A 26141-nucleotide genomic window follows, 5' to 3' on the forward strand; every position below is an offset into this window, starting at 1 on the left:
GGCGGTCAGCGCGCCACGCCCTTAGCGAGCCGCCGCCGTGCCGTCCCATCGAAGCCGCTCCTCGATCCACCTGATACCAAAATCGACGACCTCACCCGCTTCGAACAGGCAGCTGTCGGCCGCGCCGACCGTCCCTCGGGTGCCGATTCCAGCGGCGAGCATGTCCCGGGCGATCACCTCGAACGGGTCCACCCCCTCGGGCACGAAGGGGGAGTAGTCAAACGCCCCGTCCGTCGAGTCGATGTCGCGGAAACGCCGCCAGACCCGCGCCCCGTCGACCCGGATCGGCTGCTCGTACTCCACGAACCGCTTGCCGGGCGCCTCGGCGAGCGCCTCGGCGTGGTGCAGCAGGGTGAGCGTCTCCAGCGGAGCGCCCAGCATGAGCACCCGGCCGCGCAGACCGACCAGCCGCGCGAGCGGGCTGCCGGGGCCGTGCGGGTCATCCCACGGGTGGTCGGCCATCAGCGGGGTGGCCGCCGCCCCGAGCGCGGCGAAGCTGGCGTCCGGATGGCGGCTGCGGACCGCGCCCGGCCAACGGCGCAGGGCCTCGGGGAGGCGGCCGTTCTCGTGGTCGGCCTCGCTGATGTCGGGGTCGTACGCCGGGTGCTCCGCGCGCAGCGCGTCCTGCCAGGCCTGTGGCCAGTCGGTGACGTCGTACGGCGGGGCGTCGTTCCAGCCACAGCTGACCACCAGGGTCCCGCGCGCCCCCACGACATCGCGGAGGGCGCCGATGAGCGTCTGCGGGCCGCCCGCCACATAGCCGATGGCGGACATCCGGGTGTGGAACATGACGGTGTCGCCGTCGCCGAGACCGAGCGCGGTCAGGTCCCGGACGAGCCGACTCCGCGTGACGGGGCCGCCTGCGCGCCTGAGCAGTGTCATCTCGTCCATCAGACGGCGGCGTCCGGTACGACGGCCGTGGCGGTGATCTCCACCAGCTGCCCCGAGTAGCCGAGGCAGGCGACGCCGAGCAGGGTCGAGGCGTGCGGTCCCGTGCTGAGGCCCGAGGCCTTCACGACGTCCCAGACATCCGACAGGACGGCGGGCTCACCGCTCACCACGTACACATCCGTGTACGCCACCAGCGAGAGAGCGCTGCCGACGGCCCGCAGCTGCTCCTCGAGGTTGGCGATGACCTGCTTGGCCTGCTGTACGGCGTCGCCCTCGCCGACGAGTTCGCCCTCGGCGTCGAGTGGTACGGACCCGGCCAGGAACGCCAGCCGGGTACCGGCCTCGACGACGGAGGCGTGCGCGTAGGCCGGCGGTGTGAAGAGCGAGGGAACGACGGTGCGCTTGATCACGGATGCCTCCGGGTACGTCGACGGTCGGGGGTGCTGCTGGGTCGATCATGCCGAGCGGCGAAGAGCGCCCGCACCCGCTTTTCGCCTCGCGGAGCCTGTGACACAAACGCTCAGTCGGCCGGGGCGTACAACACCGCGTCAGCGAGCCCGAGTCGCTCCCGCAGCACCCCACGCCCGGTGTCCGTCAGGACGATCACCCGGGTGCTGCCCTTACGCAGCACCCACTCGGCGTCGAGCGCCCGCTGCAGGAACGCGGCACCCACCGCGCCCGCCAGATGCGGGCGCCGCTCCGTCCAGTCCAGGCAGCCGCGGACATGGGCGCGGCCCGAGCGGGGACGGTGGTCGTCCACGCCCAGGTCGCGCAGCCAGGCCTTGCCCGCGTCGGTCAGGGCGGGTCCGTACTCCCAGGTCAGCAGGGACCGGTCGGTCATCGCGTCGGTGATCGCGACGGCGACCGTACCCGCCAGGTGGTCGTAACAGGACCGGGCGTGCGCCAGGGCGCGGCGCCGGTGGGAGTCGCTGAGCGAGCGGATGGGCGTGGACCGCAGCGGGGCGTGCGAGGCGAGGCTCTCGATCATCTCGGCGGTGGCGGGCCCGGCCAGCCGCACATAGCGGTGGCGGCCCTGCCGCTCCTCCGCCAGCAGCCCGCCCGCGACCAGCTGGTGCAGATGGGCCGTCGCCGTGGAAGGGGCGACCCCGGCGTGCTGGGCCAGCTCCTTCGCCGTCCAGGCCCGGCCGTCGAGGAGCGCCAGGCACATCGCCGCCCGGGTACGGTCGGCGAGCAGACCGGCGAGGGCGGCCAGGTCGGGGCCGGTGACGCTGTCGGGGCTCGGGCTCATGGCCCCATTCTGACCGCTGGACACTTCGGCGCTCACCGAAGTACCGGCGCCCTAACGTTCCGCGCCATGAACACCACCGCCACCACCGCCACCGCCACCACCGACCACCTGGCGATATCCCCAAGCATCCTGTACTTCGGCACCCCCGTGGCCCTCCTCACCACCGAGAACCCCGACGGCACCCCCAACCTCGCCCCGATCTCCTCCGCCTGGGCACTGGGGCACACCGTCGTCATCGGCCTGGGCGGTGAGGGGCGTACGGCCGCCAACCTCGCGGAGCGCCCGGAGCTGGTCGTCAACCTCCCGTCAGCCGACCTCTGGCCCGCGGTGGAACGCCTCGCCCCGCTCACCGGCGCTCACCCCGTACCGGCCGCCAAGCGCTCCGCGTACCGCTATGAGCCGGACAAGTTCGGCGCGGCGAGCCTGCGCCCCCAGCCGTCACAGAAGGTCCGGCCGCCGCGCGTCGCCGAGTGCCCGCTCCAGCTGGAGGCCACGGTACGGAACCTGACACCCGCCGGTCCCGACGGTGAGTTCCGCATCGCGGAGTGCGAGGTCGTACGGGTGCACGCCGCCGCGTCCGTGGTGGTCCCCGGAACGCAGCACATCGACCCGGCCGAGTGGAACCCGCTCATCTACAGCTTCCGGCACTACTTCGGCCTGGCCCACCCGGAACTCGGCTACGGCTTCCGCTCCCAGACAGCGGGCTCACGCGCCTAGGTGCGCGAGAAGCGCCTCGCCCGCCGGATATTCACGTTCCTCGGGCAGCAGCCGGGCCGCCGCCTCCAGCTCACCGTCGCGTACGAGGCCGTGGACGGCGTGCGCCGTGCCGGTGACGTCCGTGATGGACACCGTCCACTCGTCGGCGAACTTGCGCGCCGCCTCACCCGCGAGCCCGAGCTGCAACGACCGGTGGGGCAGCGGCGCGAGCCGCAGATCGCGCTCGGGGTCCCACTGCACACGGGCCGGTGCCCGCCGCAACTCCCGCTGCCAGGCGGCCTGGTCGGTGTGCAGGCCGCGCTCATAGTGCGACAGGCAGGCGTGCCGCAGCGCCCACTCGAAGCCCTCGCGGCTGATCTCGATGCCAAGGACGGTCTGTTGACCCTCCTTGGTTCCCCAGCCGCAGCGGTACATCATCCACAGGAACGAGGGCTTGATCCATGTCATCCGGTCCCGCTTCCAGGCCGCGGGAAAGCGCCCGTCGCGCGCCGCGGGAAGCCCGAGCTCGGGGGCGTACGCCTGGTAGACGGTGACGGTTGATTCGGTGTAGAGGGCGCGGATGCGGCGTGAGGCCGGGGCTGGGGTGGCTTCCATGGCGTACAGGGTGCGGGAGCCGCTGCCCTCCGGGCCAGGGATTTTCGCGCGGGGTGGCAGTGCCCGCGTCTAGGGTGAGAGCCCGGATGTACGAGGAAGGGGCTGGCGTGGACGCAGAGTTGACGGCACTGGCCACTGCGGGGGCGACGGCACTCGTCCAGCAGATGGCGACCGATGGCTGGGCGCAGGCGCGGAGGCGGCTGGTCGCGTACTTCTCGCGGGGGCGCTCCGAGGACGAGGAGACCGTGGAGGGCGAGCTGGAGGAGGCTCGCGCTGACCTCGCCGCGGCTCGGGTCGCCGATGACGCGGACGCGGCCGCGGACGTGACGGCCGAGTGGCGCAACCGCATCCGCCGCACGCTGCGCGCCGACCCGGCCGCGGCGGCAGAACTCCGGACGCTGCTCGACGAGTTGGCGCCGGGAGCGGTGCAGCGGCAGGGGGACGTAAACAACACGATCAGCGGCGGCGTTCAACACGACATGGTCATCCAGGCTGGCACGGTGGGATCGATCCATCTGGGCAATCCAGGCGATCCTGGCGGTCCGGGTGGTCGGCGGTGAGGCTGAGGTAGCCCCGTAGGGTGCTCGGGTGGAACACGAGAGCGGTACGGCATCCGGCTCAGCGAGCGGGGCGGTCGTCCGGCCGCTGGTGCGGGGGCGCCGGGACGGGGACCTGGAGGACTGCGTACGGGCCCTCGCCGAGGTGCACCGGCGTGACGGCTATCCCGTGAACTGGCCTGCGGAACCGGCGGCATGGCTGAGCCCGCCGTCGCTGCTCGCGGCCTGGGTGGCGGAGTTGGACGGGCGGGTCGTCGGGCATATCGGGCTGTGCGGCAGCGGGCCGGGGGACGCGGCGCCCGCGCTGTGGGGGAGCCGCCAGGGCGGGGAGGGCGGGGCGACCGCGGTGGTCAGCCGGTTGTTCGTCGCTCCGGTGGCGCGCGGCCAGGGGATCGGCGCCTTGCTGGTGCGGGGGGCTGTACAGGACGCGCGCGGGCGTGCGCTGCAACCCGTACTGGACGTCGTCGCCTCCGATGCCGCGGCGCTGGCCCTGTACGAGCGCCTGGGCTGGGAGGCGTTGGGCACCGTCGAGCAGCGGTGGGGGCCAGGTCAGACGGTCGCGGTGCGGTGCTTCGCCGCGCCGCCGTCGGCTTCCCTGGACTAGCCGCTGGCTTGACCGCTGGCTTGACCGCTCGTCTCACCGCTGGCCTGACCGCGGTGCCGTGTCTCAGACGACCCTCAGGTGTGACGCGCCGCGTCGTGTGCGAGCGGCGGCGGATGGTGGGGCGGTGGCGGTAGCGGTGAGGCCGGGGTCCTGGAGCATCAGGGTCAGTCGGCTGAGGCCGATGGACCGCAGTGTGGCGGGGGTCTCGCTGATGATCCGGCAGGTGGCGCGGCCCTTGGCCGGGTCCGGGTGGCGCAGCGGGCGCAGCGCGCCGTCGTGTTCCACGGCGGCGCGGCCGACGGCTCTGATCCAGTGCGGCAGGCCTTGCTGATAGGCGGCGTTCATGATCGGGTCCGCCGCGATGTCCCGGCGAATGTCCTGAATCCCTCGGTCCTGCGCGTGGGTGTCGAGCGCGGACGCGAACTGGGCGAGCAGCGGCAGGCACCAGCTCGTCTCATGCTCGGCGAGTACCTCGCTCGCATCCGGGTGGAAGAGGACGAAGCGCAGGAAGTTGTGGCGCGGCATGGCCGTGGGATGCGGCCGTACGGAGCCGAAGAGGGCGTCGTACGCGGAGTTGGCGACGATGACGTCCCAGCGGTGATTCACGACCAGGGAGGGGAAGGGCGTGGCGTAGAGCATCGCGGCGTAGTCCCGCAGGTACGACCGTGTACCGGGGTTCGCTGTGTCCAGCGGGTCGTCGCAGGCGCTGCCGCGCCCCGCCACCGCGTCATTCATCGAGATTCACCATCGAGATCTCGTCCCTCCCGTGGGTGCGGCGTGGAGGCCGCAGAGCGATCCTGCTGGTTGAGAAGAGAACGTGTCAACAATCGTGGCATTCGGCGGCGTTGTTCGATCAGATCGCGCCACAACTGTGGCAACCCTTGGCCGGGATCTGGCTGAAGCGATATTCTCCACAACCCACCGTCACATCGAGGAGACCCACCGGTGCCAGATGGCCTCTCGGCTGCGGGCCCGGCAAGTACCGGGCCGCTCGCGGCAACCCTCGTACGTGTCGGCGAACTCGCCGACAAGCTCGGCCTGTGTCGTGACGAGGTCTTCAGCCTGCAGCAACTCTCCGCCCAGTCGGGAGTCCCGGTCGGCGTGGTCAAGGCGCTGCTGGAAGGCCGGGAGGCGGGCGAGCCTGACCTCCAGACGCGCTTTCTGCAGCGGTTCGACCTGCTGCGCAGAACGCGCCTCAAGCCGGATGGCCGCCGCTACACCCAGCAGGAGATCGCCTGCGGCGCGGGCATGTCGCGCCAGCAGGCGGGCGCCCTGATCAACGGCGATCGGCGTCCCACCATGGAGCACTGCGACGCCATACAGCGGTTTTTCCAGGTGCACGCGGGGTTCCTGACGGCTTCGGACGCCGACGCGCTCGACGGTGCGTTGCAGCGCACCGAGCAGGAACTCCTGCAGAGGCTGGCGGCCGAGGAGCGGGGCACCTCCCAGGGCGAGCTCTGCGAGTCGGATGACGTACCGGTGGAAGATCCGCTGCAGCGTCTGCTGTTGGACCACGGCGTACGCGGGATCGCCTGGCGCGCCGCGCAGTTGCCCACGGACAAGCACCGGGACACCGTCACGGAGTGGCTCGACATGCTGCTGGAGAACGTCAGACGGTCGGATCCGGCGCCGGGTCCGGAGTCCAAGCCGGGTCCGGAGCCCGAGCCGGAGTCGGAGTCCTGATGCGGCGGCCGCACGCGCGGGACGAACAGCGGCGAGATCGGCGGGGCAGGCGACAGGCACGGATGCGGGGCGAGTGGTGGGCATAGGCAGGGACATGCGTCGGCTGTGCGGCGAACTCGTCAGCGGTATCGACCTGCCGCCCCCGACCCCGCCCGCGGACCTCTACGCCGCACTGTGCGCGGGGATGAGCCGCCGCCGTGGCCGCCCGGTCAGATTCAAGATGGCGCCGTTCCCGCCGGACACGGCCAGCGGGCTCTGGCTGGACATGGCCGACCAGGACCTGATCGTCGTCGAGGAACGCACCGCACCCGACCACCAACTCGTCATCCTGGGCCATGAGTTGTGGCACATGAAGGCCGGGCACTGTGGCCACGAGGTGGCCGGAACCGAAGTCGCCGCGCGACTGCTGTCCCAGACCGCTGACTTACAGGAAACCGTACGCAGCGTGTCGGCCCGCACCCGCTTCGACCAGGCAGAGGAGGACGAGGCGGAGAGCTTCGGCCTGCTGCTGGCCAGCAAGTGCCGCCCCTGGCTGGCGACGGCGGGCGAGCGCGGCTCGGCGGCGGGGCGCGACGCGCTCGCCGGGCGGATCGAGGCCTCGCTCGGCCGTCGCCGGCCGCGGGGCTGACGCGTGGAGAACTCGGACTACTACATTCCCGCGGTCGCCATGGGGATCGCGTTCGTCTGCAAACTTCCCGGGACCGTACGGGACTGGCGTGATCCGCTGGTCCGCTCCGTCAGTGTGCTGCTCGGGCTCGCGGCCGCGGTGTTCTTCTTCGCCGCGCCACCGACGATCGCCGAGGTCAACCGCATCACCGGCGTCGCGAACTTCTCCGCCCCCCTGGCCTACGGCCTGCTGTCGGCCTTCTCCGCCTCCACCCTGGTACTGATCGTCAACTGGCGTGGCGGGCCGCCGGACCAGACCCGCCGGATCACCCGGGCGCTGATGGCCGGGTACGGCCTGGTGAGCGTCACGCTCGCGGTGCTCTTCGCCCTCGGCAGCGCACCGGTCGAACGGCTGCGGGACCTGGACACGTACTACGCGACCACGCCGTACATCCGCGAGATGATCGTGCTGTACCTCGTGGCGATAGCCGCCCCGGCCTTTGGCGTCTGCGTCCTGTGCTGGCGCTGGGCGCGTCAGGTGCGGAGCCGCTGGCTGCGGGCCAGCCTGATGATCATCGTGACCGGCTATCTGTTCAAGATCGCCTATGTCTGCGCCAAGCTCACGGCCGTGGTCGCACGGTGGTGCGGAGCTGACCTGGATGTGCTGAGCACCGGCGCCGCCCCCGTGTTCGCGTCCGTCGGCGCCCTGTTCGCCGTGGTGGGCTTCCTGCTGCCGCTGGTGGGCTCCCGGCTCTCGGAGGCCGCTCGTACCTGGCTGACCTACTGGCGGCTGGGCGCCCTGTGGCGGGAGCTGCACCTGTCCACCCGGAGTGAGGGCGCGTCGGTGCGGATCGCCTGGTGGGCGGCGCCCGGTCTGCGCGCCACGCTGCGGGAGACACAGATCCACGACGACCTCCTTGGCCTGCAGCCGTTCCTCGACGAGACGGTACGGACCCGTGCGTACGAGGCGGCCCTCGCCGGTGGCGCGGACGCCCGGGACGCCGGGGCGGTGGGCGACGCGGCGATGGTGGCCGCGGCGGTACGGGTGAAGGCCGCGGAGACGGCCAGGGCCCGGTACGTACCGGCCGGGGCCGCACACCGCCCCGCCCCGCCCTCGCCACCGCCCCCCGCCGAGCCGTCGCCACACGGACTGTCGCCGCACGGACCGTCGTCGCACCAACAGCCGTCGCACGGACCCTCGTCGACCGAACCCGCATCGGCCATCGCCGCCGGTGCGGGTGCCGGCCCGAGGTCCCTGGCGCGGGTGTCCCGCGCCCTGCGGTCCCCGATTGTCGCCGCAGCCCGTCAGGCGGCGGCCAGTACAGAGAGCAGCCCACGATGAGCCGATCCCCGTCCCTGCCCACCGGACACTCCGGCCGGCCGCGCCGTGCTGTCGTGGTGGGCGGAGGGCTGGCCGGAATGCTCACGGCCGCCGTCCTCGCCCGCGCGACCGACGCGGTCGACGAGGTCATGGTCATCGAGCGTGACACGCTCCCCGAGGGTCCCCACGCACGAAAGTCCCTGCCCCAGGCCCGGCACACCCATCTGCTGTGGTCCGGCGGCGCCCGCGCCTTCGAGAGCCTGCTGCCCGGCATCACCGACCGGTGGCTGGCCGCCGGAGCCCGCCGTATCCCGCTGCCCACCGGCCTGGTCACCATGACGGCCCAGGGCTGGATGCGCCGCTGGTCCGAGATGCAGTACGTGATCGCCTGCTCCCGCGACCTGCTGGACTGGGTGGTCAGGGAGCAGGTGCTGCCCCTGCCCTCGGTCACCGTCCTCGAACGCACCGACTTCCTGGGCCTGGTGGGCGATGCCGACCGGGTGACCGGCGCCCGCGTACGCACTGCCGAGGACGGCGAGCAGGTCCTGCACGCCGACCTGGTCATCGACGCGAGCGGCCGTGGCTCACAGGCTCCGGCATGGCTCGAGGCCCTGGGAGTGGGGCCGATCGAGGAGGCCGAGGTCGACTCCGGCCTCGTCTACGCGAGTCGCGTCTACCGTGCTCCGGAAGGCACCGAGGACTTCCCCATCGTCAACGTCCAGGCCGACCCGCGCGTCCCCGTCCCGGGGCGGACCGCGACGATCGTCCCGGTCGAGGGCGCCCGCTGGCTGGTCACCCTCTCCGGCACCCGAGGCGGCGAACCCACCCGCGACCCTGCCAGGTTCGAGCCCTTCGCCCGCTCCGTGCGGCACCCGGTCGTCGGCGAACTGATCTCGCAGACCACGCCGTTGACCGAGGAGGTGACCCTCTCCCGCAGCACGGTGAACCGGCGCCGCTACTTCGAGAAGGCCAGGGACTGGCCGGAGGGCTTCATCGCGGTGGGCGACGCGGTGGCCACGTACAACCCGGTCTACGGGCAGGGCATGTCCGTGGCGGCCCAGGGCATCACCGCCCTGCGCGACCAGCTCGCGTCCGGGCCGTCGGCGCACGATCGGCTGCGTGCGCCAGGTCTGGCCCGCCAGGTACAGCGGGCCATCGGGCGCAGGGCCGCCTTCGCCTGGGAGCTGGCGACGTCGCAGGACATTCTCTACCCCGGCGCCAAGGGCAAGCGTCCTCCGGCCGCCGCGAAGCTCCTGAACCGTTATGTCGACCGCTTCATGGAGACCGCCACCGACCGCGCCGCGGTCGCCCAGGCCCTCTTCGACGTGCTGACCATGTCGGCACCGCCGACCGCCTGGGTGCAGCCGGACATCGCCGTCGCGATGCTCAGGGGGCGTGGCAAGCCCGCGCTCCAGGGGCCGCCGCTGACCGTCGACGAGCTGAAGGCCGCCGCGTCCGGGCCCCGCCTCGCTGACTGACGCCCGCCCGGCCGACTGACACCCCCCAGCCGGCTGACTCCCCGTGCCCGGCCCGGTGGGGCAAACCCCCGCGCGGCGCCGGGTGAACCATACTGGGCCGTTTACCAGGACATCGCCACATCGCCACATCGCCACATCGCCACATCGCCACATCGCGCATCGCCCATCGCCATGGGCACCTGGAGGCGGCATGAGTACCGAGATCACGATGGTCGTGGTGATCGTCGGCGTGGTGTTCGTCGGTAGCGCCGCGCTGACGATCTTCCTCGCAGTCCGGCTGCTGCGGGCCCGCAAGCTGCTGCGCGACGCGGGCGTCCCGCCGGAGAACAAGCTGGCCTTCTGGGGCGCGCTGATCTACCTGATCTCTCCGGTGGACCTGCTGCCCGACCCCGTCCTGCTCGACGACATCGGGGTTCTGCTGCTCGCTCTGCGCTCGCTCCACTCATCCAAGAGCGCCAATTCGGTACGCAGACCCTAGAGTTGACGCGTGGCGGATCAGACGTGGAACAGCGTGGGTGGGCAGGCCAGGGTGAGTACGGCTCTTCAGGTCGGGCAGGCGAGGGACATCCACGTATACGAACAACGCGCGGATGCCGAGCTCGATGTGATGTCGTATCAGCTACCGCCGGATGTACGGCACTTCCAGAACCGGGACGAGGAGCGGACCCAGGTGCTGCGGGCCGCCGGGTGGCAGCGGCCCGCGGGCGGTAGGCCGCTGGTGGTGTCGGTCAGCGGGATGGGCGGAATGGGCAAGACCGCGCTCGGGGTGCACCTCGCGCACCAACTCGCCGCACAGGGCGAATACCTGGTGCGCTACGTGAACCTCGACGATCACCAGCAGGACGGCGGAGCCGATATCGCCGAAGCCCTCGGTGAGTTACTGCGCTCCTTCCGGGTGCGGGACTGGCTGGAGACGACCTTCGAGGGGCGCAGAAAGCAGTACTGGGAGCAGACCGGCAGACGGCGTCTGGTCGTCATCGTCGACAATGCGCGGTTCTTCCGTACGGAAGTCGAGCCGCTGCTGCCCGCGTCCGCCGACAGCGTGCTCATCGTCATCAGCCAGGAGAAGCTGTACGACATCCGGGGCGGCGCTGACCTGGAGCTTCCGGTCGGCCCACTGGAGGCCGGGGACGCCGAGCAGCTGCTCGCCAAGATCGTGCGGGACCCCCGGCTGGCCGCCGACCCGGCGTCGGCCGCCGCGCTCGCGCGGATCTGCGGCGGGCTGCCCGCCGCGCTCGAGGTCGCCGCCGAGTGGGTGCGCGGGAACGAGATGCGACGGCTCTCCCGGCTGATCGCCGAACTCACCGCCGAACTCGACGAGAAGGGGGTGCCGACGGTGGAGGCCGTATGGGATGCCGCCTACCGGCGCTTAAGCCCGGGTGCGGCCACGCTCTACAGGCTGCTGGCCGGATACCCGGGGCCGTACATCCTGCCGGAGGCGGCGGTGGCGCTGCTGGGGGAGGGCGAGGACGCCGCCGAGGACGCGTTGGGGGAGCTGGTCCGGGCCAGTCTGCTGCTGCGGGCGCGGGGCGGGCGGCGGCTGCGGATGCATGACCTGCTGCGGGCGCACGCGGTGCGCTGCGCGCGCCGCCGAGGCGTTGAGGGCGTCGAGGGCGTCGAAGGGCGGCGGCGGGTCGTCCGCTGGTATCTGCGGCAGGCCCAGCGTGCCGACCTGCTGGCTGCTGGGCCCCGGATGACTTTTGGTGAGGTGGTGCCCGCGCTGCCGGATGCTCCCGACATGGAGTTCACGCGGGGCGCGGAGGGTGAGGGGGAAGGGGAGGCGGCAGGGGAGGACGGGAAGGGCGCGGCGCTGCGTTGGCTTGAGGCTGAGCGGCTGGCGCTCTTCGCCTGCGTGCGCACCGCGTACGCCGCAGGGCTGGACAGCGAGGCCTGGGCGCTCTGCGAACCCCTGTTTACCCACTACCTCGACCACCCGCACTACACGGCGGTCACCGACGCGTTCCGTACCGGCCGGGACGCCGCCCAGCGCGCCGGACACCCCCTCGCGCTCGTGCGAATGCGCTGCCAGTTGGCCCGCTCCTTGTGGGAGCAACGTGAGTACGCGGGGGCAGGCGACGAGATCGGCCAGGCCATGGCCGCGGTCGGCGCGCTGGGCGACGGGACTCGCGAGCGGAAACTGCGGGCATCCGCCATCGAGTTCCGCGGCATGCTCAGCTCGGCGCAGGGCGACTGGGCGAGCGCGGCGGCGGACTTCGAGGCGTCCGGACGTATCCACATCGAGATCGAGAACGACTACGGCGCCATGTTGCAGACCTACCGGCTGGGCCAGGCGCTGGCCGAGCTGGGCGAATCCGAACTCCCGCGGGCGATCACCCTGTTGGAGCAGGCTCACGCACAGGCCAGGGAGGATGGGCGGGCGCGGATGGCCGCGCGTACGGGCTTCGAACTCGGCCGGGTGCTGCACCGGGTCGGGCGCCGCGACGAGGCCAGGGCTCTGTACGAGGCGGCCCTGGTCGGTGCGCGACAGCGCGGCTCGGGCCGCGAGGAGGTCCGGTCGCTGGAAGCGCTGGCGGACCTCGCCGATGAGACGGGCGCCCCGGACACGGCCCGCCAGCACCGCGCGGCCGCCGACGCCGTGCGGGAGCGGGGCGGCGCGCTGGGCTCGGGCTAGGGCCTGTGGGTTGTGTGGGCTGGTGCTTGCGGGCTGTGGGCTACCTGGCGAACGCGTGGCGGGCTTCGGCCTCGGTAGCGGGGCTGAGTTGGAGCGTGCAGGTGTGGTCGCCGATGGTGCAGCGGATCGGCGAGGGTGCTTCGCGCACGTCCAGCCATGCGTGTGCGGCGGAGAGCGCGGCGGCGGGGTCGACGCGGAATGCCTCGGCCCGAGATGCATGGGCCTGATCGGCGTACGGGGTGAGGCGCAGCGACAGCAGTGGGCCGCCGGTGGTGCGCAGGACACCGCGTGTGGGGCTCAGGATGACGGCGGCGGTGCGGCGGCCCGGGTACTGGGTGAGGACGTGGGTGGTCCAGCGGTCCACGGTCCAGGACTCCCCGCGCGTGGGTGCCCGGTCCGCGCGGACGTAGTGGAGCGCTGCGCTCTGGAGGTGCCGCTCGGCCGCCTCGCCGTGTTCGGCCGCGAGGTGGTGGGCGGGACCCGGAGCGTGGGCGGGGCGGCGTTCGACGCGCAGGCCCGTGTCCGGCTCCCCGTTCACACGTACGGCGAACACCGCGGGCGTACGGGTGGCGGGCGCCGGGTCGGGGAGCAGGCGGGGCTCGGCCGGTACGGCGCGCGGGGTGAGGTCGAGCAGCCGGTAGAGCTCTTCGCGTAGGCGGCGTATGGCGTGGCCGCGCTCGGCGAAGGCAGGCTCGGCCAGATCCCTGACACGGCTGGTGAGTTGGGCGGCTGCGTGGGCGGCGGGGACCAGCTCGTCGGCGTGCCGCAGGCGGGGGACACGGGTGAGGATCTCCGCCATCGGGGTGCCGGGGATCAGCTCGCCACCGCCGTCGCAGGCCGCGATGAGAGGGCGGTCGATGGCGGCGGCGTACAGCGCGGTGGAGCCGTGGTCGGTGAGTACCGCGTCGGCGGCCACCAGCAGCGCGGCCCATTCCTCGTATGGCCGGGCCAGGATCATTCCGGCGGCGAGGGCGGGCTCCAACTGCTCCCGCAGGTCGAACTCGCCTGTCCTGCTGTGCTCGTTGGGGTGCAGGACGAGCCCCAGCTGCCAGCTGTCGTGGGGGAGGCGGGCGGCGAGTTCGGCGGGGAGATCCGGGCGGCGTTCCAGGAGTGACTCGGGGCCCCAGGTGGAGGTGAGGACGAGCAACCTGCGGCCGTGGGTGCGCAGGGCGGTGCGGTAGCGGTCGCGTAGGGGGAGTGAGTCGAGGATGCGGTCGAGCGTCGGGTCGCCGGTGACGGTGGCGCGGGCGGCGGCGGGCGGGCACGCGTGGGCGAGCCGGGTGAGTTGGCTGGGGTGGGCGAGCGCGTGCAGATCGGCGACGGGGTGCCCGTCGCGCAGCAGGTAGGCGGGGTCGAGCCCGGAGGCGGAGTCGCTGGAGCCGTCGTCGGGGAGCGCCTTGCCGAAGCCCGCGCCGTGCGGCAGGAGGGCGCGGGGGCCGTGGAGTTCGTGGAGCTCGCCCTTGGGGCTGGCGGTGAGGATCAGGTCGTACGGGCGGGCACATGCCTCGTCCCAGGGGACCGTTCGGGCCCGGGCCTGCTCGATGGCGGCGAGTGCGTCGCCGCTGAAGTCGGAGCCGGGGACCAGGGTGAAGCGGCGGTGAATACGGTGGTCACCGGCGAAGGCGGGGAGGACGTCCAGGAGCCGGTGCAGGGCGGCCGCCGAACGGGCGGCGAAGAGCACGTACTTCTCGGTGCGCTGCCCGCTGCCCGCTGCCCGCTGCCCGCTGCCCGCTGCCCGCTGCCCGCTGCCCGCTGCGACAGTCTTCATTCTAGTCTGCGGGGATTCGTCCTGTTCGGCCTTTCCGCAGACAGGGGCGGGTGCTTGAGGGTCGGCGGGCGGCATGCGGAGATCGTACTCGGGGCGCCTGTGGCTGGTGAGGGCAGAGCGCGGCCGGCTCCCCCCGTTGTGCCAAGATGCCCTCGACATACCGGAGTTGAGGAGGAGCAGATGGCTGACCAGGTACCACGCATCGACACCACCAGACCGCACACCGCCCGGATCTGGAACTACTGGCTGGACGGCAAGGACAATTACCTGGTCGACCGCGAAGCCGGAGACCAGATTCGTCAACTCCACCCCGGCATCGGCGACTACGCCCGCGCGGACCGCCTCTTCCTCGGCCGGTCCGTCCGCTATCTGGCCGGTGAGGTGGGCATCCGGCAGTTCCTGGACATCGGTACGGGACTGCCCAGCGCCGACAATACCCACGAGGTGGCACAGCGGGTCGCGCCCGACGCCCGGATCGTGTACGTGGACAACGACCCCCTCGTACTCACCCATGCCCGCGCACTCCTCACCAGCACACCCGAGGGCCGGACCGACTACCTCGACGCCGACCTGCGCGATGTCGACACCATCCTGGAACGCGCCGCGGAGACCCTCGACCTCACCCAGCCCGTCGCGCTGGTCCTGCTGGGCGTGGTGATCTTCATCGAGGACGACGCCGAGTCCCACGGTGTCGTACACCGTCTCCTGGACGCCCTGCCCAGCGGCAGCCACCTGGTGCTCTCCCACACGATCACCAGTCCGGCGATGCCCGACGTGGACCGCGCCGTGGAGTTCTGGAACGAACACGGCACCCCGAAGCTGACCCAGCGCACACCGGAGCAGATCACCCGCTACTTCGACGGCCTGACCCTGCTACCGCCTGGCGTGGTGTCCTGCTCACGGTGGCGCGCGGACGGAGCCGCGGATGGAGCCGTGGACGGGGAGCCGGAAGAGGTGGCGATGTTCGGCGGCGTCGGCCGCAAGGCCTGAGTCTCCGCGGCGGGGGCGTTGGCTAGCGCCGGGGGTTGACGCCCGCTTGGTTTTCGTTCAGTGATGAAGCTGTGATGTGTGTCGAGGACCGATCAGGGCAGGTGCGTCGGATAGTTAAGAGAATTGTCAAAGATCACCGAAGATAAGGCTTGGTATCTGAGTGACTGGGGATCAGGTGGCAAGTCCACCGAGTGATGAACAATCGGGCCGGAAGCCGGACGCGCCGTCCATCGCCCCGTGGGTGTTCCTGCCCGCCGCGGGGATCATCTTGGCGTTCGTGTTGTACGCCACGATCTTCCCGGGTAACGCGAAGGACGTCATCAGTGATATCAACTCGGAGGTCGTCGGCAGCGTCGGGTGGTACTACACGGCCATTGTCGCTGTCTTCGTGGTCTTCTCCCTCTGGGTCGGCATCGGGCACTTCGGTGACATCAAGCTCGGAAAGAACGAGGACAAGGCCGAGTTCAACCTCGGGTCGTGGCTGGCGATGCTGTTCGCCGCGGGTATGGGTATCGGCCTGGTCTTCTGGGGCGTGGCGGAGCCGCTGACACACTTCGCTGCACCGCGACCCGGAGTGGGCGACGCACCGGACCAGGAAACCGTCAGCCAGGCGGCCGAACAGGCCCAGCAATCCCTGGTGCAGACGTTCATGCACTGGGGCTTCCACCCCTGGGCCATCTACGTCGTGGTCGGCCTGGCCGTCGCTTACGCCGTGCACCGCAAGGGTCGCCCGGTCTCTATCCGCTGGGCCCTCGAGCCGGTTCTCGGCGACCGGGTCAAGGGCGGTCTGGGCAACGCCATCGACGTGATCGCGATCGTCGGCACGCTCTTCGGTGTGGCGACCTCGCTCGGCCTCGGCGTGATGCAGATCTCCGCCGGGCTCGACTTCCTCGACTGGGTCGACGATCCGAGCACCACCACCCAGGTCGTCCTGATCATCCTGATCACGCTCGTGGCCACCATCTCCGTGGTCACCGGCGTGAAGAAGGGCATCAAGTGGCTGTCGAACCTGAACATGGGGCTCGCCGGCTCGCTGATGATCTTCGTTCTCATCGCTGGACCGACGCTCTTCCTGCTCAACGAGTTCGTCACGTCCATCGGCGCCTATCTGCAGAACGTCGTCCAGCTGTCCTTCGACACCGGCGCCATGCAGGGCGAGGCCGGCGAGGCCTGGCAGAGCGGCTGGACCACCTTCTACTGGGGCTGGTGGATCTCCTGGGCACCCTTCGTCGGTATCTTCATCGCCCGTATCTCGCGCGGCCGCACCGTCCGTGAGTTCGTGCTCGGCGTACTGCTCGTCCCGACCCTGCTCACCTTCTTCTGGTTCGCCATCTTCGGTGGCGCCGGTCTGTACCGCGAGATGTTCTCCAGCGGCGGCATCATGAGCTGGAGCGACACCGACGAGGCGTTCAGTGTCGACACGAACAACGCGCTGTTCGCGCTGCTCGACACCCTGCCCGGCGGCGCGTTCGTCGCCGGTGTGGCGATTCTGCTGATCGTGCTCTTCTTCGTCACCTCATCCGACTCCGGTTCGTATGTGGTCGACATGCTGGCCAGCGGCGGCGACCCCAACCCGCCGAAGTGGAGCCGCGTCTTCTGGGCCGTTGCCGAAGGTGCCGTGGCCGCCGCGCTGATCATCGCGGGCGGATCCGACTCGCTGGTCGCACTCCAAACCATGGCGATCCTCATCGCGTTGCCCTTCAGCTTCATCATGCTGGCCATGTGCTATGCCACGATCAAGGAGTTCCGCCGAGAACGGGCGGTCTATCTGGCCCATCAACGTCGGGTGCAGACACAGGAACTCACCGAGAAGGTAGCCGCCGCGATCGACGCCGGTAACGGCGACGGCGACAGCGGCGACACCGGCGGCAGCGGGGGCAAGACCCTCTGACCGACCGTCTCCCAGGGTGTCCGGTTCAGCGGGTCGCGACGACCGGCTGAACCGGGCACCTTCTCGCTGTCCCGGGCCCGCACACCTGTGGACTCCTGACCCCCTGACCCGCACCCTGTGCTGGTGGACTCCCCCCTTGTCACCGTGCTGGTGCCCGCTGTCCTCGGCGTGATCATGCTCGGCCTCGGGCTCAGCCTGACGGTCGACGACTTCCGCCGGATGGCCCGCTACCCGCGCACCGTGACCGTCGCGCTCGGCTGCCAGCTCGTGCTGCTGCCCGCCGTCTGCTTCGGCCTGGTGCTGGCCTTCGGTCTGGCCGCCGCCCCCGCCGTCGGGATGATGCTGCTCGCCGCCTCGCCCGGCGGGACCATGGCCAACCTCTACAGCCACCTCTTCGGCGGCGACGTCGCGCTCAACATCACCCTCACCGCCATCAACTCCGTTCTCGCCGTCTTCACCCTGCCGATCGTGGTCAACCTGTCGGTGGCGTACTTCGACGCGGGCGACGGGGGCCCGGTCGGGCTGCAGTTCACCAAGACCGTGCAGGTCTTCGCGATCGTGCTGATCCCGGTGGCCATCGGGATGGCCGTACGGGCCAGGCGCCAGGACCTCGCGGAGCGGGCCGAGCGCCCCGTGAAGCTGCTGTGCCTGGTGATCCTGGCCGGGATCATCCTGGCGGCCCTGCTGGCGGAGCGGGAGAACATCGGCGGCTATCTCGCCGATGTCGGCTCGGTGGCGGTGCTGTTCAGCGTGATCTCGCTGGCCACCGGATACGCGGCCGCCCGGCTCGCGAGGGCGGGGCACGCGCAGGCCGTAGCCGTCTGTATGGAGATCGGCATGCACAACACGTCGCTCGCCCTCACGGTCGCCCTCAGCCCCTCTCTGCTCGACAGCGCCGAGATCGCCGTACCCAGCGCCGTCTACGCGATCCTGATGTACTTCACGGCCGGTGCCGCCGGGCTCCTCCTGCGCAGGCTCGCCCCGCTCCAGCCGACGCCCACCGCCTGAGCCGTCACACCAGGCGCCGGATCTCACCCCGCACCCGATAGAACCCGCTCGACGCCGGATGCAGCGCGTCGACCACGTACCGGGCGCCCGCCTCACGTATCCCGCGCGGGAACTGCACGTTCCAGGACGGGTCGTAGCCGCCCGAGACGACATGCACCCGCAGGCGGCCGCCGTCCTGGAAGCACTCCACGACCACCTGTCCGGACGGAGCCACCGAGACGGTCTCCATCGCGGACACCGCCGTCACCGGCTTGTAGGTCGGCAGGGCCGCCGCCGACTTGACGTCCACCGCCACCGGAACGGACCCCTGCTGGGCCGCCCGGATCGCCGCGTCACTCGCGTCCACGCAGACCAGCGAACCATCCGTGGTGACCATGTACAGCTTCTCGTCCAGATACTGCATCGACAGCGCCGATCCGCCACCGGTGCCCAGCTTCCACAGCCGGGTGCCGTCCGCGTCGAAGCAGTAGACCGACGAGGCGTTGTCGCCCGCGAAGACATAGCGGCCCCCAGGCGCCGTCGCGCAGGAGTACACCACCGTGTCGCAGGCGTAGCTCGCCTCGACCGCACCCGTCGTCTTCGCCAGGCGCTGCACCACATGGCGGGCGGTGCCCGCGTACACCGAGGTGTCCTCCTGCCAGCCGAACAGCACCGCGCCACGCGTCGGCGTGTGCCACAACTCGCCGCCGCCGTCGGGGGCGTAGGCCGACACGCCGCCGTGGTGGCCGTGGTAGACGGCGTGCTCGTCGGCCCGCACCATCCACGCATGGCCCCCCGATGACTTCCGTGACCACTGGTACTCGTCCTCGTGGTCGATGACCGTCAGGCCGCCGCTGCGATCCGAGACGTTGAGCACGCCCTCGCGGATGTCCAGCCAGAAGATGTCGACGTCCGCCGCGATGTCGTACGCCGCGAACGGCAGCTTGGAGGAGAGGTCGTAGACTTTTCCGTCATCACAGCCCGCGTAGATCCAGAAGTCGTCCGCCACCAGGCACTTGACGCCCTCCGGCAAGGAGTAGCGGGCCAGCACCTCGCCGCCGTGACTGAGTGTGTACACATCGCCTGACTGGTTTCCCACCCAGCAGCGGTCGTCGTCGATGTGGATGCCGAACGCCGCCGAGCCGGTCCTGAAGCGCCACAGGACCGGGGCCACCGCGCGGGCGGTCGACGGCGCGGAGGTGACCTGACGGCGGGTCACCGGGCGGGCCGCCCGCTGTCCCTGGACGGCGGGGGCGTACCCCTTGCGGACCTTCTCTCCCACCTTCTTCGCTGCGGCCGCCTGCGCTTTCTGCGCGGTCGGGAAGGTCGAGGTCTGCAACTGACCTGGCGTGCCGATCCGTCCGTACCGGACCGAGACGACCGTCCCCTCCACCGTCACCTCGTAGAACTTGTGCGCACCGCCGCCCTCTTGCGACAGCTCCAGATACGTCTTCGTCCGAGACATGGCACACCCCTCCCCAGGATGGACGCGGCGCTCGGTTCGCGCCCCGTCCCACTGCCGAAGACGTTACGGTCAGCCACTGACAATCGGGCTGGGCCGGGCGGCGGAGGCAGGCGCTGTGGGCCCGGCGGCTCGGTTAGCCTGAGGGCACGATGAACCGTTTCCCGACGTCACGGGGCGAGTACGAACTCACCCGCTACCCCGAAGATCCCCGCGACCCGCTGCGTGCCTGGGACGCCGCCGACGCATACCTGCTGAACCACCTCGACGGGACCGACCAGCCAGCGGTGGACCTTTCCGGCACCGTGGTCGTCGTCGGCGACCGGTGGGGCGCCCTGGCCACGGCACTGGCCGAGCACCGTCCCGTACAGATCACCGACTCCTTCCTCGCACGGCAGGCCACCCTGGCCAATCTCGCCCGCAACGGCGTCGACCTCACCGCCGTACAGCTGCTCACCACCAGGGACACACCCCCCGAGCGCGTCGATGTACTGCTGATCCGGGTGCCCAAGAGCCTCGCGCTGCTGGAGGACCAGCTGCACCGCCTGGCGCCCGCCGTGCACGAGGGCACGGTCGTGATCGGCACCGGCATGGTCAAGGAGATCCACACCTCGACACTGCGGCTCTTCGAGCGGATCATCGGCCCGACCAGGACATCGCTCGCCGTGAAGAAGGCCCGGCTGATCTTCTGCACGCCCGAGCCGGGACTTTCCGGCACCCGCGACGCGTCAGCGGCCAACCCGTGGCCGCACACCTACACCCTCCCCGAGGGCATCGGTCCCCTCTCCGGGCGCACCGTCACCAACCACGCCGGGATCTTCTGCGCCGACCGCCTCGACATCGGCACCCGCTTCCTGCTGGAGCACCTGCCGTCGAGCCGCGGGCGGCAACACATCGTGGACCTGGGCTGTGGCAACGGCGTCGTCGGTACGGCGGCCGCGCTGGCCAACCCGGAGGCCGAGGTCACCTTCGTCGACGAGTCCTACCAAGCGGTGGCCTCGGCGGAAGCCACCTTCCGCGCCAACGCCGCCCCGGACACCAAGGCGCGGTTCCTGGTCGGCGACGGCCTGGCCGCGATGGCCCCGGGCACGGTGGACCTCGTCCTGAACAACCCGCCGTTCCACAGCCACCAGGCCACCACCGACGCCACCGCGTGGCGCATGTTCACCGGAGCCCGCGCGGCACTGCGCCCCGGCGGTGAACTCTGGGTCGTGGGCAACCGGCACCTCGGCTACCACCTGAAGCTGCGCCGCCTCTTCGGCACCTGCGAAGTGGTCGTGGGCAGCCCGAAGTTCGTGATCCTGCGGGCGGTCAAGGGGCCGGGGCCTGGCGGCCGCTGAGCGATCGCTCCACGAGGCGGCGCCGACCCCGTGTCAACTCCGTGCCGACTCCGTGGAGATACGGTCACATCGCCGTCCGCACCGCCCCCGCGCGGCGTCCTCCCCGCTGTAGGACCGAGCAGCAGCGAGCGGCACCGAGCAGGACCCACACACCACGGGGGTGTCCGATGAACAACCGAGTCGTACTGGAACGTTTCCCGGCCGGAGGCCCGCGCGGGTCGTGGCCAGCCGAGGAGTTCGCCCAAGCCCAGCGGGCGCAGGGCAAGGCGGCCGAGGTCGTGATGGACCTCCACTCGGACGCGTTCCTGGTCGTCGTACGCGGTGGCGCGAGCCCCGAGTAGCCGCTGACCGCCTGGGGGCGGGGGAGGGGGCGCGGCCAGGCCCTACCCGCGCACCGGCCGGGAGCGCGGCACAGTGGAACGCATCCACGGGGGCACGGTCTCGGTCACCCGGCAGAGCGCGAGATAGAGCGGAATCGGCGGGGTGTACGGCACCGGGCCCGAGCCCTGGTGAACCGGGCGCAGCGTACTCGCGGCCGCCGGGACCAGGCCCCCGGCCGCGTACCGGGCGGGCATCGGCCAGTCGAGCGCGAGCTCGGAGCCGGACGGCACGATCCACCACCAGCGGGTGCCGTCCGTGTACACACACCCCACGCGCGGCAGCAACTCACGCAGCGGCGGGCCGAGCGCCTCGGGCACGCCCACCGCGTCACAGCCGAGCGGGGTCGTCATTCCTTCCGGCAGCAGCAGGGACACATCGCCCAGGCGCCGGTTGAGTCCGGTCAGCGTCTCCATGGTCATCACGCGCACAGCGGCCCGGCTTCGCGCGGCAATTCGGCCCACACGACGAGGCCCAGCCCCTCGTCCGCCTCGGCGGTGCCCCAGGCGCTGCTGACCGCGTCGACCAGGAGCAGCCCACGGCCGTGGTCCTCGTGCCCGTCACGGGCTGGGTGCGGGGCCGGGACGCCGGGTCCCGGGCCCTCGTCGCGTACCACGATCCGTACGGTGTCCGCCGCGGTATCCTCGCGCAGCTCGCACACGATCAGCCGACTCGCGGTGTGCACTACGGCATTGGTGACCAGCTCTGAGACGACCAGGGCCGCCATATCGCAGGTCTCGTCAGGGAGCGACCAGCCCGTCAGCTGGTCGCGGGTCAGCCGTCTGGCCCGGGGTACGGAGTCGGGGCGCGCGGCCAGCTCGAAACGGCAACGGCGGTCAAGGGTCACGGCGCCCGAGGGGCGCCGTGTGAGAGGGGCGTTACCGAGCACCACGACCGATTCCTAACGCGGCGGACTGGTTCACGTATGCCACTATCGCCCCGCCAAGGACACTTGGCAAGCGTCACTTTGAAATGTGCAGAGTGAAGTCTTCCCTTTTTCCGGCCCCATGGCAGACTGCCTTGCTAACAAGAGGCCACTGGCCACCGTGCGGTACAGGAGGCAGCAGTGAGCGAACCGCGGTCCGCTCCCACCGTCGGTCAGGTTGTCCTGGGAAAGCGCTTGCAGGAGCTGCGGGAGAGCGCGGGCCTCAAGCGTGAGGAAGCCGCACGCGTCCTGCGCGTCGCCCCCGCCACGGTCCGCCGGATGGAAACCGCCGAGGTCAGCCTCAAGATCCCCTACCTCCAACTGCTGCTGCGGGCCTACGGCGTCACCGACGGCGAGGCCGAGTCATTCGTCGAGCTGGCCGAGGAGGCCAACCAGCCCGGCTGGTGGCAGCGTTACCACGACATCCTGCCCGGCTGGTTCAGCATGTACGTCAGCCTGGAGGGCGCCGCGACCCTCCTCAGGTCGTACGAGCCGCACTTCGTGCCCGGCCTGCTGCAGACCGAGGACTACGCGCGCGCCGTGATGCACGCGGGCGCACTCGGACAGACGGACCCCGAGGACATCGAACGGCATGTCGCCTTGCGCATGCAGCGCCAGGAACTGCTCACCCGCGACAACGCCCCACGGCTGTGGGTCGTCATGGACGAGACCGTCCTGCGCCGGACCGTCGGCGGCCCCGGCCTCATGCGGGCCCAGGTCGACCGGCTGCTCGAGGCCACCGAGATGCCCCACGTCACCTTGCAGGTCGCGGAGTTCGCCGACGGGCACCATCCGGGCACCTACGGCCCGTTCGTGCTGTTCCGCTTCTCGATCCCCGAACTGCCGGACATGGTCTACACCGAGTACCTGACCGGCGCTGTCTATCTCGACCGCCGCGCCGAGGTCGTCACGTACCTGGAAGTCATGGACCGGATGGCGACCCAGGCGGCAACGGCACACCGCACAAAGGAGATTCTCCGGAGTCTTCGCAAGGAGCTGTGAATGGATCACATATCCGACCGGATCTACAACGGCATGCCCGCCCGTGAGCTCGGCAGCGAGGGCTGGCACAAGCCGTGGAGCGGCGGAAACGGCGGCAACTGCGTCGAAGCGATGAAGCTCGCCGACGGCCGGGTAGCCGTGCGCCAGTCCGCGGACCCCGACGGACCGGCGCTGATCTACACCTCGGGGGAGCTCGACGCGTTCATCCGGGGTGCCAAGGCGGGTCAGGCGGACTTCCTGCTGTCGTGACCGGCCTTGGCGTACCGCGTCAGGGCCGCTACTCCTACCGCGTCAGGGCCGCTACTCGTACCGCGCTAGGGCCGCTACTCGTACCGCGCTAGGGCCGCTACTCGTACCGCGCTAGGGCCGCCACCCGTACGCTGTCACGGCCGCTACCGCCCTGACTGGCGCAGATAGTCGTCGACGGTCGCCGCGATCGCCTGGGTGTAGCGGAGGATGCCGGGCGAGCGCACCGTGCAGGGCGGGGCGCCCTTCTTCGTCGGGGCCAGGCAGAAGTGCAGCGGATCGTCGGCGCGGTGCAGCTGGGCTGTCGTACCCCCGGAGCAGTACGTGGGGTTGGCGCGCTCGTAGGCGTTGCACGGCAGGTTCTGTACGTACGTGTAGCGGGCGCCCGGGCGGCTCACCCTGGCGCCCGCGTCCGAGGTCAGGTCACCAGCGGCCTTGGCCTGCGCCCGGTAGATGTCGTTGACGCGGCGGACCCGGTCGGGGGCCACGGCATCGGGGCCCTGGAGCACCCAGACGAGTTTCGGGCGGGGGATACCGGCGTCCTGGGCCGCCTTGGTGATCTGCTCGGTCAGCGCGCGGGCGTCGGCGGCGTAGCGGTCGTAGTACCTGTCCGGGTCCGCGTCATGCACGATGCCCTTCATACAGGGCGTGTAGCCCCAGGAGTTGCCCCAGAACTGGAGCACCACGACCTCGGGACGCTCGGATCGCACCAGGGCCGCCGCCTTGCGGTCGTCTGGTATGAACAGGCTTTCCTGCTCGCCCTCCAGGTAGTCGCACAGCGTCGTTCCGGAGTGCGGGGCCTTGCGGAGCTGCGCGCTGCCGGACTCGTCGAGCAGGTCCGCGAGTACGTCCTGGTTCTCGGTGGCCAGCGAGTCGCCGAGGTAGACGGCGCGGGCCGGGGGAGCGGTCGAGGTCGGCTTCGCGGTGGAGGGGGCGGCGGACCGCTTCGGTGGCGCCGACTCCTCGTCAGGCGCTGGTGTCGGAGCCGCTGCCGCCGTGGTGGACCGCGAGCCTGGTGTCGGTACGGCCGAAGGAGGTGTGGCGCTCACATCCGACGTATCGGCCGTGAAGACCAGCCGCGCGCCGAGCACCGCCACGATCAGCAGCCCAAGCGGCACCAGTATCCAAGCGAGCCCCGTCAGTCGTCTTCCCCACATGTCGCTTCCGACCCTCCCCCTGTCAACGCCCCCTGCGTTCACCAGGGACCACACTGACGTGCGAAAGCGGGAGAGTCCAGTAGGTGCCTGCCCAGACAGGGGTGCCTGGCCAAACAGGGGTGCCTGGCCAGCCAGGAGTGCCTGGTTTCAGTCGGCTCACACGGCCAAGGGCCGGTCGTCCGGCCGGATCGGCGCGGGCAGGCGAGTGCGGCCCGTCAGATAGCGGTCCACCGCGGCCGCCGCCGCACGGCCCTCCGCGATCGCCCAGACGATCAGCGACTGCCCGCGCGCCGCGTCGCCCGCCGCGAAGACGCCCGGCACGTTCGTGGCGAAGCCCGGATCGCGGGCGACGGCCCCGCGCGCGTTCAGGGCCAGGCCGAGCTGGTCGATGAGCCCGTCGGCCCGGTCAGGCCCGGAGAAGCCCAGCGCGAGCAGTACCAGATCCGCCGGGAGAGTGCGCTCGGTGCCCGGCCTGGGCTGCCGTCCCTCCGGGGCGACCTCGACCAGGTGCAGCGCGCGGACCCGCCCTTCGGCGTCCCCGGTGAAGCGGAGCGTCGAGGCCGAGAACAGCCGGGCGTCGGCATCCGCCCGTGGCGCCGTGGCCAGGTCACGGGCCTCCTCATGGGCGGCGGACAACCGGTAGATCCGGGGGTGAGTCGGCCAGGGTTCGGTGCCCCCGTCACGCTCGGCGGCGGGCTGCGGATAGATGTCCAGTTGCGTCACGGAGGCGGCGCCCTCGCGCACCGCCGTACCCAGGCAGTCCGCGCCGGTGTCGCCACCGCCGATGATCACCGTATGGCGGTCCTTGGCCGACAGCGGCGAGACCGGCTGGTCGCCCTGACACACCCGGTTGGCCTGCGGCAGGTACTCCATCGCCTGATGGATACCGGTCAGCTCGCGCCCGGGCACCGGGAGTTCGCGCCACTGGCGCGCTCCGACGGCGACCACCACGGCGTCGAACCGGGTCCGCAACGCGTCCGCGCCGATGTCGCGCCCGACCACGGTGGACGTACGGAACCGGGTGCCCTCCGCCCGCATCTGGTCCAGGCGCCGGTCCAGGCGGTGCTTCTCCATCTTGAACGCGGGGATGCCGTACCGCAGCAGCCCACCCGCCCGGTCGTCGCGCTCGTACACCGCGACCGTGTGTCCGGCCCGGGTCAGCTGCTGGGCGGCGGCGAGACCCGCGGGGCCCGAGCCGACGACCGCGACCGTGCGGCCCGAGAGCCGGTCCGGGGGCCGAGGCGGGGTGTACCCGCGCTCCCAGGCCTGGTCGGCGATGGCCGCCTCGACGTTCTTGATGGTCACCGCGGGCTGGTTGATGGCCAGCACACACGCCGACTCACAGGGCGCGGGACACAGCCAGCCGGTGAACTCGGGGAAGTTGTTCGTCGCGTGCAGCCGGTCGCTCGCCCCGCGCCAGTCGTCCCGTGCGACCAGGTCGTTCCAGTCGGGGATCAGATTGCCCAGCGGACATGCCTCGTGGCAGAACGGAACGCCGCAGTCCATGCAGCGGTCGGCCTGCTCGCCGACGAGGGGAAGCAGCGCCCCTGGGACGTGCACCTCGCCGAAGTCCCGTACCCGGTCGTCGACCGGGCGGCGCGGCCACTCCTGACGGGGGGTGGTGAGAAAGCCCTTGGGGTCGCCCATGGCCCGTCTCCTCGCG

General features: G+C 71.2%; 27 protein-coding genes. 16 read left to right on the forward strand and 11 right to left on the reverse strand.

Annotated features, from left to right (window positions below; all coding sequences use genetic code 11):
* Positions 1-21 precede the first annotated feature (21 nt).
* From aac(3) to GCN81_RS10625, 3 genes are all read right to left on the reverse strand, one after another.
* The gene (gene aac(3), locus GCN81_RS10615; RefSeq protein WP_197287560.1) at positions 22-891 is read right to left on the reverse strand and encodes an aminoglycoside 3-N-acetyltransferase; all 870 of its coding nucleotides are present in this window, start codon (positions 889-891) and stop codon (positions 22-24) included.
* Positions 891-1301, reverse strand: coding sequence for a RidA family protein (locus tag GCN81_RS10620; protein ID WP_156724060.1), 411 nt, complete (start codon positions 1299-1301; stop codon positions 891-893). The genes aac(3) and GCN81_RS10620 overlap by 1 nt, the downstream gene beginning before the upstream one ends.
* A 110-nt stretch (positions 1302-1411) precedes the next feature.
* Positions 1412-2140, reverse strand: coding sequence for an ArsR/SmtB family transcription factor (locus GCN81_RS10625; protein WP_156724062.1), 729 nt, complete (start codon positions 2138-2140; stop codon positions 1412-1414).
* 66 nt (positions 2141-2206) lie between these two features.
* Between GCN81_RS10625 and GCN81_RS10630 the strand changes: the two genes are divergently transcribed.
* The gene (locus GCN81_RS10630) at positions 2207-2857 is read left to right on the forward strand and encodes a flavin reductase family protein (RefSeq protein ID WP_156724064.1); all 651 of its coding nucleotides are present in this window, start codon (positions 2207-2209) and stop codon (positions 2855-2857) included.
* Here GCN81_RS10630 and GCN81_RS10635 read toward each other — a convergent pair.
* The gene (locus GCN81_RS10635; protein ID WP_156724066.1) at positions 2846-3451 is read right to left on the reverse strand and encodes a DUF4291 domain-containing protein; all 606 of its coding nucleotides are present in this window, start codon (positions 3449-3451) and stop codon (positions 2846-2848) included. The two genes, GCN81_RS10630 and GCN81_RS10635, sit on opposite strands and share 12 nt — an antisense overlap.
* A 107-nt stretch (positions 3452-3558) precedes the next feature.
* Between GCN81_RS10635 and GCN81_RS10640 the strand changes: the two genes are divergently transcribed.
* Together GCN81_RS10640 and GCN81_RS10645 are read left to right on the forward strand one after the other, a co-directional pair.
* Positions 3559-4011 carry a hypothetical protein gene (locus GCN81_RS10640; RefSeq protein ID WP_156724068.1) on the forward strand — a complete coding sequence of 151 codons (453 nt, stop codon included), beginning with the start codon at positions 3559-3561 and terminating at the stop codon, positions 4009-4011.
* A gap of 85 nt (positions 4012-4096) precedes the next feature.
* Positions 4097-4612 carry a GNAT family N-acetyltransferase gene (locus tag GCN81_RS10645; protein WP_197287576.1) on the forward strand — a complete coding sequence of 172 codons (516 nt, stop codon included), beginning with the start codon at positions 4097-4099 and terminating at the stop codon, positions 4610-4612.
* A 63-nt stretch (positions 4613-4675) separates the two neighbouring features.
* On the opposite strand, the gene GCN81_RS10650 is transcribed toward GCN81_RS10645, so the two are convergent.
* Positions 4676-5347, reverse strand: a complete 672-nt coding sequence (locus GCN81_RS10650; protein ID WP_156724070.1) for an MmyB family transcriptional regulator — start codon at positions 5345-5347, stop codon at positions 4676-4678.
* Between the two features lie 210 nt (positions 5348-5557).
* Here GCN81_RS10650 and GCN81_RS10655 point away from each other — a divergent pair, with 210 nt between their 5' ends.
* The 6 genes from GCN81_RS10655 to GCN81_RS10680 all read left to right on the forward strand — a co-directional run bounded on the left by GCN81_RS10655 (position 5558) and on the right by GCN81_RS10680 (position 12332).
* The gene (locus GCN81_RS10655; protein WP_156724072.1) at positions 5558-6295 is read left to right on the forward strand and encodes a helix-turn-helix domain-containing protein; all 738 of its coding nucleotides are present in this window, start codon (positions 5558-5560) and stop codon (positions 6293-6295) included.
* Between the two features lie 94 nt (positions 6296-6389).
* A complete protein-coding gene (locus GCN81_RS10660) occupies positions 6390-6923 on the forward strand; it encodes a toxin-antitoxin system, toxin component (protein WP_156724074.1) in 534 nt (177 codons plus the stop codon).
* A 3-nt stretch (positions 6924-6926) separates the two neighbouring features.
* Positions 6927-8243: a DUF6545 domain-containing protein gene (locus GCN81_RS10665; RefSeq protein WP_156724076.1), complete on the forward strand. Its 1317-nt coding sequence runs from the start codon at positions 6927-6929 to the stop codon at positions 8241-8243.
* Entirely contained in the window at positions 8240-9700 is a 1461-nt protein-coding gene (locus GCN81_RS10670; RefSeq protein WP_156724078.1) for an FAD-dependent oxidoreductase, read from the forward strand. The genes GCN81_RS10665 and GCN81_RS10670 overlap by 4 nt, the downstream gene beginning before the upstream one ends.
* A 190-nt stretch (positions 9701-9890) precedes the next feature.
* A complete protein-coding gene (locus tag GCN81_RS10675) occupies positions 9891-10178 on the forward strand; it encodes a YkvA family protein (protein WP_156724080.1) in 288 nt (95 codons plus the stop codon).
* Positions 10179-10187: 9 nt separating this feature from the next.
* Positions 10188-12332 (forward strand): tetratricopeptide repeat protein, encoded by a 2145-nt coding sequence (locus GCN81_RS10680; protein WP_197287561.1) that lies wholly within the window; start codon positions 10188-10190, stop codon positions 12330-12332.
* Between the two features lie 40 nt (positions 12333-12372).
* Here the strand turns inward: GCN81_RS10680 and GCN81_RS10685 are convergent, their stop codons facing one another.
* Positions 12373-14100, reverse strand: coding sequence for a translation initiation factor 2 (locus tag GCN81_RS10685; RefSeq protein WP_231626606.1), 1728 nt, complete (start codon positions 14098-14100; stop codon positions 12373-12375).
* 180 nt (positions 14101-14280) lie between these two features.
* Between GCN81_RS10685 and GCN81_RS10690 the strand changes: the two genes are divergently transcribed.
* The 3 genes from GCN81_RS10690 (at position 14281) to GCN81_RS10700 (ending at position 17989) form a co-directional block, all read left to right on the forward strand.
* A complete protein-coding gene (locus tag GCN81_RS10690) occupies positions 14281-15090 on the forward strand; it encodes an SAM-dependent methyltransferase (RefSeq protein ID WP_156724081.1) in 810 nt (269 codons plus the stop codon).
* Between the two features lie 241 nt (positions 15091-15331).
* Positions 15332-16981, forward strand: a complete 1650-nt coding sequence (locus GCN81_RS10695) for a BCCT family transporter (protein ID WP_267904572.1) — start codon at positions 15332-15334, stop codon at positions 16979-16981.
* 123 nt (positions 16982-17104) lie between these two features.
* The gene (locus GCN81_RS10700; RefSeq protein ID WP_156724083.1) at positions 17105-17989 is read left to right on the forward strand and encodes a bile acid:sodium symporter family protein; all 885 of its coding nucleotides are present in this window, start codon (positions 17105-17107) and stop codon (positions 17987-17989) included.
* Positions 17990-17993: 4 nt separating this feature from the next.
* Here the strand turns inward: GCN81_RS10700 and GCN81_RS10705 are convergent, their stop codons facing one another.
* Positions 17994-19433 (reverse strand): WGR domain-containing protein, encoded by a 1440-nt coding sequence (locus tag GCN81_RS10705; RefSeq protein WP_156724085.1) that lies wholly within the window; start codon positions 19431-19433, stop codon positions 17994-17996.
* A 149-nt stretch (positions 19434-19582) separates the two neighbouring features.
* Between GCN81_RS10705 and GCN81_RS10710 the strand changes: the two genes are divergently transcribed.
* On the forward strand, positions 19583-20770 hold the full coding sequence (locus GCN81_RS10710) for a methyltransferase (protein WP_156724087.1): 1188 nt from the start codon (positions 19583-19585) through the stop codon (positions 20768-20770).
* 167 nt (positions 20771-20937) lie between these two features.
* Entirely contained in the window at positions 20938-21111 is a 174-nt protein-coding gene (locus GCN81_RS31820; protein WP_197287562.1) for a hypothetical protein, read from the forward strand.
* A gap of 42 nt (positions 21112-21153) precedes the next feature.
* Here GCN81_RS31820 and GCN81_RS10715 read toward each other — a convergent pair whose 3' ends face one another.
* Both GCN81_RS10715 and GCN81_RS10720 read right to left on the reverse strand, forming a co-directional pair.
* Positions 21154-21570 carry a hypothetical protein gene (locus GCN81_RS10715; RefSeq protein WP_231626610.1) on the reverse strand — a complete coding sequence of 139 codons (417 nt, stop codon included), beginning with the start codon at positions 21568-21570 and terminating at the stop codon, positions 21154-21156.
* Positions 21570-22040, reverse strand: a complete 471-nt coding sequence (locus tag GCN81_RS10720) for an ATP-binding protein (RefSeq protein WP_156724089.1) — start codon at positions 22038-22040, stop codon at positions 21570-21572. The genes GCN81_RS10715 and GCN81_RS10720 overlap by 1 nt, the downstream gene beginning before the upstream one ends.
* A gap of 174 nt (positions 22041-22214) precedes the next feature.
* Here GCN81_RS10720 and GCN81_RS10725 point away from each other — a divergent pair, with 174 nt between their 5' ends.
* Both GCN81_RS10725 and GCN81_RS10730 read left to right on the forward strand, forming a co-directional pair.
* The gene (locus GCN81_RS10725) at positions 22215-23075 is read left to right on the forward strand and encodes a helix-turn-helix domain-containing protein (protein ID WP_156724091.1); all 861 of its coding nucleotides are present in this window, start codon (positions 22215-22217) and stop codon (positions 23073-23075) included.
* Positions 23076-23324, forward strand: a complete 249-nt coding sequence (locus tag GCN81_RS10730) for a DUF397 domain-containing protein (RefSeq protein ID WP_156724093.1) — start codon at positions 23076-23078, stop codon at positions 23322-23324.
* Positions 23325-23467: 143 nt separating this feature from the next.
* On the opposite strand, the gene GCN81_RS10735 is transcribed toward GCN81_RS10730, so the two are convergent.
* On the reverse strand, positions 23468-24439 hold the full coding sequence (locus tag GCN81_RS10735; RefSeq protein ID WP_231626612.1) for an SGNH/GDSL hydrolase family protein: 972 nt from the start codon (positions 24437-24439) through the stop codon (positions 23468-23470).
* A 195-nt stretch (positions 24440-24634) separates the two neighbouring features.
* Positions 24635-26125 carry a glutamate synthase subunit beta gene (locus GCN81_RS10740; protein WP_156724096.1) on the reverse strand — a complete coding sequence of 497 codons (1491 nt, stop codon included), beginning with the start codon at positions 26123-26125 and terminating at the stop codon, positions 24635-24637.
* Between the last annotated feature and the right edge of the window lie 16 nt (positions 26126-26141).

Source organism: Streptomyces apocyni (assembly GCF_009739465.1).
Lineage (GTDB): Bacteria > Actinomycetota > Actinomycetes > Streptomycetales > Streptomycetaceae > Streptomyces > Streptomyces apocyni.

What these genes read in the sequence shown, in the direction of transcription:
- GCN81_RS10660 (WP_156724074.1), top strand. Translation starts at nt 6,390, where the DNA reads ATGCGTCGGCTGTGCGGCGAACTCGTCAGCGGTATCGACCTGCCGCCC.
- GCN81_RS10630 (WP_156724064.1), top strand. Translation starts at nt 2,207, where the DNA reads ATGAACACCACCGCCACCACCGCCACCGCCACCACCGACCACCTGGCG.
- GCN81_RS10710 (WP_156724087.1), top strand. Translation starts at nt 19,583, where the DNA reads ATGAACCGTTTCCCGACGTCACGGGGCGAGTACGAACTCACCCGCTAC.
- GCN81_RS10740 (WP_156724096.1), bottom strand. Translation starts at nt 26,125, where the DNA reads ATGGGCGACCCCAAGGGCTTTCTCACCACCCCCCGTCAGGAGTGGCCG.
- GCN81_RS10675 (WP_156724080.1), top strand. Translation starts at nt 9,891, where the DNA reads ATGAGTACCGAGATCACGATGGTCGTGGTGATCGTCGGCGTGGTGTTC.
- GCN81_RS31820 (WP_197287562.1), top strand. Translation starts at nt 20,938, where the DNA reads ATGAACAACCGAGTCGTACTGGAACGTTTCCCGGCCGGAGGCCCGCGC.
- GCN81_RS10685 (WP_231626606.1), bottom strand. Translation starts at nt 14,100, where the DNA reads ATGAAGACTGTCGCAGCGGGCAGCGGGCAGCGGGCAGCGGGCAGCGGG.
- GCN81_RS10670 (WP_156724078.1), top strand. Translation starts at nt 8,240, where the DNA reads ATGAGCCGATCCCCGTCCCTGCCCACCGGACACTCCGGCCGGCCGCGC.
- GCN81_RS10635 (WP_156724066.1), bottom strand. Translation starts at nt 3,451, where the DNA reads ATGGAAGCCACCCCAGCCCCGGCCTCACGCCGCATCCGCGCCCTCTAC.
- GCN81_RS10650 (WP_156724070.1), bottom strand. Translation starts at nt 5,347, where the DNA reads ATGAATGACGCGGTGGCGGGGCGCGGCAGCGCCTGCGACGACCCGCTG.
- GCN81_RS10625 (WP_156724062.1), bottom strand. Translation starts at nt 2,140, where the DNA reads ATGAGCCCGAGCCCCGACAGCGTCACCGGCCCCGACCTGGCCGCCCTC.
- GCN81_RS10715 (WP_231626610.1), bottom strand. Translation starts at nt 21,570, where the DNA reads ATGACCATGGAGACGCTGACCGGACTCAACCGGCGCCTGGGCGATGTG.
- GCN81_RS10730 (WP_156724093.1), top strand. Translation starts at nt 23,076, where the DNA reads ATGGATCACATATCCGACCGGATCTACAACGGCATGCCCGCCCGTGAG.
- GCN81_RS10705 (WP_156724085.1), bottom strand. Translation starts at nt 19,433, where the DNA reads ATGTCTCGGACGAAGACGTATCTGGAGCTGTCGCAAGAGGGCGGCGGT.
- GCN81_RS10690 (WP_156724081.1), top strand. Translation starts at nt 14,281, where the DNA reads ATGGCTGACCAGGTACCACGCATCGACACCACCAGACCGCACACCGCC.